This window comes from uncultured Porphyromonas sp. (assembly GCF_934359325.1).
In the GTDB taxonomy this organism is placed as follows: Bacteria; Bacteroidota; Bacteroidia; order Bacteroidales; family Porphyromonadaceae; genus Porphyromonas_A.
The window spans coordinates 1-6293 of the sequence record NZ_CAKRLH010000088.1 but is presented as its reverse complement, the minus strand read 5'-3'; the positions used below and the strand labels follow the sequence as shown (position 1 = coordinate 6293).

Sequence of the window (6293 nt, the reverse complement as noted above, 5' to 3'; positions counted from 1 at the left end):
ATCGTAGACTTCCTCACCCGTCTGAGTACCAACGACCTCTCCAAGGAGACCCACCACGACATACAGGCCTACATGCGTTGTGCCACCGAGATCGAGAGCATGGGCGACTCCTGCTTCAATATCGGTCGCGCTCTACGTCGCCAGCGCAGCAACTCTGTCGAGATGACTCCTGAGCTGGTCGCCACGCTCCTCGAGCTCCATACGCTCTGCGAGCAGATCCTCGATAATACGGTCGCCACCGTGGAGACCTACCCGAGGGATGAGTCCTTCTTCTACAAAGCGCAGAATCTTGAGAATGAGATGAACAACCGACGGGATGCCCTTGAGAAACAAAATATCGCCGACGTCAATACGCTCAAGTACCCCTACGAGTCCTCCGTCTACTACGTCGACGACATCGATGAGTACGAGCACTTCGCCGACTACGCCATCAATGTGGTGGAGGCGCTGACCAATAAGAAGCACTAAGAGCGACCACCCTCTATAAGCAGAGCCCCGAGCGGAAAACGACCGCCCGGGGCTCTTTTTTTTTATTACTTCCGTCCGAAGTCGGCCGGGATCTCACCCAGTACCTCCGTGGGCCACTTCCGGAGGTCGTACTTAGTCAGGTCGTGTCGCTGCAGCCAGAGGATCGCCCGGTCGATGTGGCGGAAGAGCTCCTCCGTGCGGTCATCGCGAGGGAGCTTCGTCTTGCAGACTTTATTCTGCACCCAGCGGATCGCATTTCGGCTATCGGAGTAGATCGGGACGAAGTACCCCATCTGCTCCTCCCATGCGAGGGCGTGGACGATGGCGAGGAATTCGCCTATGTTATTCGTCCCCCTCGGGTAGACCTGGCTGTGGAAGACCTCGTCTCCCGTCTCCACGTAGACACCTCGGTACTCCATACGCCCCGGATTGCCCTGCGAGGAGGCGTCAACGGCGATTGCGTCGGGCGAGATGGAGGCTTTCGCCTGATCGTAGTTCGGTGCGGGCTCCTTCTCCTTTTTCGTCCCGGTGCCGTAGTACTGCTCCGGTCCGTCGGCGAGGATCCGCTCCGCATCGGCGTGCGTGATGCCCTTGAAGGACTTGTACTTCGCCCCCTTCACCCCCACCACAAGGGGTTTGCAGTCGTCCCAGCTGTCGAAGACGCCCGTCTCCCGACCCGACCAGACGACATAGACCTTAGGCTCGTCGTTACCCTTCATACTTTGACCTCTTCTCGTGGGACATACCTCTCGCTCGCCACGTAGAGCAGCGCAATCCCCTCCGCCTCGAGACGGATGGGGCACTCGGTGACGCTATTGAGTGTCATCTGCCAATGCTTCGGGTAGATCGCCTTGTGGAAGGGGTAGGTCACCCCCTCGGCACTCATCGGCAGGTGGTCTTGGGAGAAGAAGCTCACCTCCAGCCCCTGCGGCACGTCGAAGAACCGCTCACCGGAGAAGGGGACAAAAGTCCCGTAGTCGCTCACCATCTGCACCTCTGCCCCCGACTCGTAGTAGTCCATCAGGAGGAAGATATTGGCGACTGTGTGGTCCTCCCTCAGCCCTGTCCCGCCTAAGATCGTGATCGACCGCCATCCCTCGCGGAGGGCGTGGTGGGCCGCCTTGGTGAGGTCGTTGGTCATCTGGTCATCGATGCGGGTAAAGGTGAGGTGGTGCCGCTCCAGCAGCTCCGTGGGGACCGAGTCCCCGTCGCCGATCACCACATCCGGATCTCGCTCCGTCAGGCGGTAGTAATTGCTCAGCGCGCCATCGGTGACGATCACGTGGGACGCCCGACTGAGTACAAAGGAAGCAAGCTCTTCTGAGGGAGCCTCTCCGTCGGCAAAGATCACGGTGGAGATGGGGTGGGGTAGGTATCTCATAGGTCGGTCTGATGCTGCATCTTTCGTCTCCAGACGATCAGCCCCCGCACAGCAAGCAGGGTCAGCACGCCGTAGAGGATGGCGGTGTAGAAGTATCCCGGGATGAGGGCGTAGAGGACGGTATAGAGGAGGTTGGAGACGATCCAGGCATACCACGACTCGACATACGCCCTGATGAGCAGGTACATACCGAGGAAGCAAAGGGCCGTCCCAGCGGCCTCCACCACAGGGTAGGGGCTAAAGGTCTCGACCGAGACCAGTATCAGCCCAAAGGCTGCCACCGCCACGGGGGCGCAGATCACCAGCTCGCGGAGAGGTATGCGTGTGATCGGCGGATGAGCCGACTCGCCGCCTCCGCCACTCCGGCGCCGTCTCTGCCAGGAGATCCAGCCGATAATGCAGGTGATGAGGTAGTACAGCTGCACCAGGATCGTGCTGTAGGTCTGGCTCTGCCAGCCGACGATCAGGGCAAAGACAGGCTGTATCACCCCCAGCGGCCAGAGCCACATCGAGGCGCTGCCCTCCAGTAGGACGTAGACGATGCCGAGTACGGCATTGATGATCTGTATAATCGTTTCGCTCATGATTTCGGAAGCAAAGGTACGCAATCCCCCGCTCACCCGGACTTGTAGCGGTGATATATAATCAGTGCCGGTGTTTTTACGTATACCCTTTTGTGGTACCTTTGGCATACGAAGGTCTATCCCTGCCCCCCCCTCTTTGCTGTGAGGGATTGGTCTTCTATGTAACAACTTGTTAATGCTCTTAAGGGGCGTCCGGCGGGGATGACGCCCACACTATCTGTCCATATGTATTGCTATCGTCATCCAGACCGACCTGCAGTGGCCTTGTGTCAAGACTGTGGTCGTGCACTATGTCATGAGTGCGAGAGTTTTTTTTAGGCGAATATCTGTCTGGAGTGTAATCTCCGGAGAATGCGTGCAGAGAAGTCAGAGATCCACAAGGAGGCGATGATATCGCTCCTTGCCGGCTGTGTCGGATATGCCTTGCTCTCTGCGATGGGACTTTCGGAGGTGATGGATTCCGAAAATGTTACTACAGTAGTGTTCTTTAGTGTCTTCGTTTTCTATTCATTCTTCTCTATACCATCCGGCTGGAGAATTCTCAGTGGGATCACACCGAGAGTCGTTCTAATCATGCCGATATTGGGGTGGGTACTCTACTTCCTCTTTAAGCTGTTTTTGGCGTTATCCATAGGTCCCTATGTGCTGCCATTTAGACTATATCGTAAGGTCAAGAGGTATCGAGAGATACGGAAGACGGAGCGGAGTATTAGTAGGGTCCTACATTGTATCCGGTAGACTGGTCAGAGTTTGCTGTGTTAGCCTCCGACTATCTCTGACTTAAGTTTCGGATTTAGATTTTCCCGGTAGAGAGACTAGTCACGACGGACCGTTACGGTATTCCTTGACCGCCATCTCCGCAAGACTTCACCTCCCCAAATAAGAAATCTAATTTCACGGAGGTCGGTGCCGATACAGAAGACTGGCAAAAGCGCATACACACAGATTGTACTCGAAAGAATGGCGTTCAACTTCTACAGGACGAGGGGGTAAATTATGTCCCGAGGGCTGATATAACCTCAAACAGTGAGGGAAGGGCTCTCCTCACGTCCTTTTGAGACGAAAAACGCCCCAAAAAGTCGCTCGGAAATCCAAAAACGCTCTTTCTTGGAGAAATCAGCCAAGAAAGAGCGTCTCATTTTCCCCCTCTCCATTTTTCAAAGGTCTCGAGTTATACTTAAAAGGAGTGAAAAACTACACTCACAATGCAGTTATCAAAGTTCTGCGCTTTTTGAAAAAGGCGATGGAGCGAGCAGTTGAAGAAGAATTGCTAATGCGTGTACCTTTTCCAAAGGTCGTATTGCGCACCCAACCTACCGACAGGGGGGCATAGACGATACTGACTTAGAGCGGTTACGCTTGGTTGAACTAACGAACCCTAAGCTACTACTAGTTCGAGATGCTTTTCTTTTTTCTTGCTATACAGGTCTATCTTATGCAGATATATCTCGTCTAGTGAGAGACAATATCGTATCTATGCACGGTCGGAGCTGGGTTGTTCTCTGTCGTAAGAAGACGGGCGTGCTTAGCACTATCCATTTAATGTCTGTCGCCGTGCATATCCTAACTCCGTATCTCACTCAGGCGACCTCTACAGAGTGTAGGATATTCCCCCCTATGTACAAATCCGTACGTCAATCAACAACTCAAAGAAATACAAAGACTAAGTGGCGTGAAGCGAGTACTCACTTACCACTTAGCTCGCAACACTTTTGCGACGCTTGCTCTGACTAAGGGTGTGAGCCTTGACATGTTGGAAGTGTACTAAGTCACAGTTGCCTCTCCACAACCCGTATTTACGCTCGTGTCCTCCCTATGAAGGTGAGTGAGAGATGCGCTGCTGGGATAATCGCCTACAAGAAGAATGTGTAACCAATTAACCCTATACAGTATGAACCAGTATCATTTGCGGTTAATTGAGACTGGTTTCATACTCTTTACTTTTGTATTCCCACCCGTTGTCCTCTGATAGAGAGATTGTTTTTCTCTCCTCTCTTTTGTCTTGACCATTTATGCTTTCCTTCCAAGTAAAAGACAGTGTTGTCGCAACAGGTGTCCTGTTCGCATCTTTATCAGCATATCGTTCGGTTGCAGTGAACCAAAACGTTGAGTTGATAAAAATCGGGACCTTTGTGCTGCCTTGACTTGAATGTGGAGTTGCCTTGAATGTGTACTCGACCTCGGTGTTAGCAGGAATAACCAGTTTTCCATCTTCACTATCCCTATCTGAGGAAGATTCCCAGGGGGAACTCTTTTCAACTCCATTCACATAGAGGACAAAGACCCCGCCGACAATACATTCAAACTCTATTGGTCTATTTGCCTTGCAAACTAGAGTCTGTTCCACGAAATCCGTTTCCGCCCTCTCGTTATTGTTGCTATTGTTTGGCTCAGCGCTCCCGCCACCGCCACAAGCGGTTAGGAGAGTTGCCGTCAATAGCCCACATAGCACTGCTAAGAGACTCCATTTCTTTGTCGTATTCATATCTCTGTTTTTGATTTGTTGGTTATCTAACTTGTTGTTTCTCTTGCTATTTATAGCGAAGGAGATCTCTATTAATCCCTTTTACAAGGATAACAAAAGTATCCGATACTACCAAATTTTTCTGCCTTTATTTTGGCTAATTCGCATTTTGATGTGCTGAGACTGGAGGGGAAAAGAGATTACCCTTGTTGAGGGGACAATGGATAGTAGATGAGGAAGTTGTTAAGAGGCTATGGAAATAGCAGAGATAAGTGAGTTGATTTCGGCATTTGTTCCGGAGGAGATCCTTCGGGACTTCGAGCTGAAGGAGGTGAAAAAGGAGTGCGGGGTCTACCGTCTTTATATGGACGTGAAGGACGACAAGAGCCATTATCCCCCGGCGCTGGCGGAGGCGAAAGAGGTGGTCCGATGCGGGTATATGAATCCCTGCGAGATCCAGACCCTCCTCATAGCCTGTCGGGAGGCATTCATCTACATACGCCGTCGGACGTGGAAGGAAAAGGGCGGTCGAGAGTCCTACTTCAACACCTATAAATACACGATCGAGGGGATCAAATGCACACCGAAGTTCGGTGCTTTTTTAAAAGAAATTGGCTGGCGAGGACGACCTTTCCCAATGCGTAACAGGTGGCGGACAAGTTTCACGTCCTCCGTGAAGTCCTCGAGCAGCTCCAGAGCGTGCGCATCCGCCACCGACAAGCGATCCTTGCTCTCGAGCGGAAGAAGAATAAGACGGTAAAAGAGAGGCTAACCCTACAGGAAAAGTTTGCCAACGAAGACACCCTAAAGCAACTCCTACACCGCTCGAGAGGACTCCTTTTCAAGCGCAAAACGGAGTGGACCGACGACCAAAAGGAGCGAGCAAAGATACTCTTCAAGCAATTCCCCGAGATCGAAGAAGCCTACAAATACTGCCAAAGGATCCGGAAGTGGTACGAGCCGATACGACCACGGTACAGCGATCGGAAGTACAAGATAAAGGAGGCAGATCTCGTGCTCATCACCAAGGAAGGGATGGAGAGTGAGGTGGAGGAGATACGCAATATCGCCAACTTCCTCAGGTCAAACTCCACCCCCATCCTGAGATACTTCTACCGCAGGGAGAGCAATGCCAAGGCGGAGGCTCTCAGTCAAAATCTGCAGCGCTTTGTCAGCGTCAACTACGGAGCCAGAAACACCGACTTCTTTCTCTACCGCATCGCCCTCCACTTCTCCTAACACCCCACATCAACAAACCCTATTTCCCTGACCTCCCCATCCCAGCACATCAAAATGCGAATTAACCGGCATCTGCGCATCCTAGGTTCAACTTCGAAGTGCAACACTAGAGGAAAAAGTTTGGCGAGAGTCCCCCGCCCCCATCCCCCCTTTGGGG

8 protein-coding genes and 1 pseudogene are annotated in these 6293 nt (G+C 52.4%); 5 read left to right on the top strand and 4 right to left on the bottom strand.

Going from position 1 to position 6293, the window contains the following annotated elements; all coding sequences use genetic code 11:
• Positions 1–468, top strand: a pseudogene (locus Q0F21_RS04560) (Na/Pi cotransporter family protein); the annotation flags it as partial.
• A gap of 65 nt (positions 469–533) precedes the next feature.
• Here the strand turns inward: Q0F21_RS04560 and Q0F21_RS04555 are convergent.
• From Q0F21_RS04555 to pnuC, 3 genes are read right to left on the bottom strand one after another with little or no spacing between them, the layout of a single operon-like run.
• On the bottom strand, positions 534–1187 hold the full coding sequence (locus Q0F21_RS04555) for a ribonuclease H family protein (RefSeq protein ID WP_297237818.1): 654 nt from the start codon (positions 1185–1187) through the stop codon (positions 534–536).
• Positions 1184–1849: a thiamine diphosphokinase gene (locus Q0F21_RS04550; protein ID WP_297237816.1), complete on the bottom strand. Its 666-nt coding sequence runs from the start codon at positions 1847–1849 to the stop codon at positions 1184–1186. Before Q0F21_RS04550 ends, Q0F21_RS04555 begins: the two co-directional genes overlap by 4 nt.
• A complete protein-coding gene (gene pnuC / locus Q0F21_RS04545) occupies positions 1846–2433 on the bottom strand; it encodes a nicotinamide riboside transporter PnuC (RefSeq protein ID WP_297237814.1) in 588 nt (195 codons plus the stop codon). The genes Q0F21_RS04550 and pnuC overlap by 4 nt, the downstream gene beginning before the upstream one ends.
• 201 nt (positions 2434–2634) lie before the next feature.
• Between pnuC and Q0F21_RS07835 the strand changes: the two genes are divergently transcribed.
• Together Q0F21_RS07835 and Q0F21_RS07830 are read left to right on the top strand one after the other, a co-directional pair.
• Positions 2635–2751: a B-box zinc finger protein gene (locus Q0F21_RS07835; RefSeq protein ID WP_363282590.1), complete on the top strand. Its 117-nt coding sequence runs from the start codon at positions 2635–2637 to the stop codon at positions 2749–2751.
• 736 nt (positions 2752–3487) lie between these two features.
• Complete coding sequence (locus Q0F21_RS07830; protein ID WP_363282588.1) at positions 3488–3766, top strand: phage integrase SAM-like domain-containing protein; 279 nt, start codon at positions 3488–3490, stop codon at positions 3764–3766.
• A gap of 579 nt (positions 3767–4345) precedes the next feature.
• Here the strand turns inward: Q0F21_RS07830 and Q0F21_RS04540 are convergent.
• Positions 4346–4918: a hypothetical protein gene (locus Q0F21_RS04540; RefSeq protein WP_297237812.1), complete on the bottom strand. Its 573-nt coding sequence runs from the start codon at positions 4916–4918 to the stop codon at positions 4346–4348.
• A 232-nt stretch (positions 4919–5150) separates the two neighbouring features.
• On the opposite strand from Q0F21_RS04540, the gene Q0F21_RS04535 reads away from it, so the two are divergent.
• Both Q0F21_RS04535 and Q0F21_RS04530 read left to right on the top strand, forming a co-directional pair.
• The gene (locus Q0F21_RS04535) at positions 5151–5657 is read left to right on the top strand and encodes a hypothetical protein (RefSeq protein WP_297237810.1); all 507 of its coding nucleotides are present in this window, start codon (positions 5151–5153) and stop codon (positions 5655–5657) included.
• Positions 5546–6136 (top strand): transposase, encoded by a 591-nt coding sequence (locus Q0F21_RS04530; RefSeq protein ID WP_297237808.1) that lies wholly within the window; start codon positions 5546–5548, stop codon positions 6134–6136. Before Q0F21_RS04535 ends, Q0F21_RS04530 begins: the two co-directional genes overlap by 112 nt.
• Positions 6137–6293: the final 157 nt, after the last annotated feature.

What these genes read in the sequence shown, in the direction of transcription:
- Q0F21_RS04535 (WP_297237810.1), top strand. Translation starts at nt 5,151, where the DNA reads ATGGAAATAGCAGAGATAAGTGAGTTGATTTCGGCATTTGTTCCGGAG.
- Q0F21_RS04540 (WP_297237812.1), bottom strand. Translation starts at nt 4,918, where the DNA reads ATGAATACGACAAAGAAATGGAGTCTCTTAGCAGTGCTATGTGGGCTA.
- pnuC (WP_297237814.1), bottom strand. Translation starts at nt 2,433, where the DNA reads ATGAGCGAAACGATTATACAGATCATCAATGCCGTACTCGGCATCGTC.
- Q0F21_RS07835 (WP_363282590.1), top strand. Translation starts at nt 2,635, where the DNA reads ATGACGCCCACACTATCTGTCCATATGTATTGCTATCGTCATCCAGAC.
- Q0F21_RS04555 (WP_297237818.1), bottom strand. Translation starts at nt 1,187, where the DNA reads ATGAAGGGTAACGACGAGCCTAAGGTCTATGTCGTCTGGTCGGGTCGG.
- Q0F21_RS04550 (WP_297237816.1), bottom strand. Translation starts at nt 1,849, where the DNA reads ATGAGATACCTACCCCACCCCATCTCCACCGTGATCTTTGCCGACGGA.